General features: G+C 60.4%; 1 protein-coding gene. It reads left to right on the top strand.

The window, feature by feature from the left end; all coding sequences use genetic code 11:
* Positions 1–194: 194 nt before the first annotated feature.
* Positions 195–979 (top strand): STN domain-containing protein (locus DBR23_RS25155; RefSeq protein WP_199227798.1); only part of this gene is annotated, 785 nt, incomplete at its 3' end.

Here is a 979-nt window from a genome sequence, read left to right as displayed (position 1 = left end):
CCCAGGAGTTCCGCTCGGGTCTGCCGGGCGGACAACCTGGCCCTATCAAGAGCTTGCCATGACCACGAAGGTCCGCTGGCAGCAGACAGACAACGTGACTCGCGGTTCGACGTGTGCATCGCGTTGTGGGCTCCCGTTGGCTTCTCCTCATGACCATTTCAAGAAATCACGCTAGTAGCGCCAAGGACAGCGACATGAACAATCCTCCATTTTTCAAGCCATTGGCGCTGGTATGTGCCGCCCTGGTGCTGGCTGGTTGCGCCAGCCCTTCGCCCCGCAGCGCTTCCAGCCTCCCGCCGCCAGATACCACTGCAGCAGACCAGATGCGCGAGCACGCTGCGCAAGAGGCCCAGCGTTTGCTGGTACATCAGCAGATGTTGCTGGCCGAAATCAACAAGACGGCAGCGGCACCGGTCATCGCTCCGGTGGCCCCGGTGTTTGATCCGCTGGAAGGCAAGCTGATCAATGTGGCCATGTCCCGAGCCAGCATCAGCCAGATCTTGAGTGCGTTTGCCGACGCAGGAAACCTGAACTTGATCGTTGATCCCAATGTGCTAAAGGGCGGGCAGCTTGCCGACATGCACTTGCGCCAGGTGACACTGCGTGAAGGCTTCAACGAAGTGCTGCGCACCTATGACGTGGCTGGCGAGTTCCGTGGCAATACGCTGCGCGTGAACCTTACCGAGGAGAAGTTCTTTTCATTGAACTTTCTCAACACCAAGACCAGCATCCAGATGGGCTCTGGCGGTAACGTTTTCGGCAGCTCCAATTCGGGCGGCGGGGGCGGAAGCGGGAGTGGAAGCAGCGGGGGCGGCGGATCGGGTGCCCAACAGGGCAGCCTGACCATGTCGGGCTCTGGCGGCGGAAGTACGGATCCGTACCTGGAAATCGAAACCGCCCTCAAGTCGGTATTGGGTGACTCGCACCAAGACCGCCTGGCCCAGCAGCAGCAAATGCAGCAGCAGAACCTGACCATGAC

The sequence above is a fragment of the Acidovorax sp. HMWF018 genome, assembly GCF_003061035.1.
In the GTDB taxonomy this organism is placed as follows: Bacteria; Pseudomonadota; Gammaproteobacteria; order Burkholderiales; family Burkholderiaceae_C; genus Acidovorax; species Acidovorax delafieldii.
This window is presented reverse-complemented; position numbering and strand designations above follow the sequence as displayed.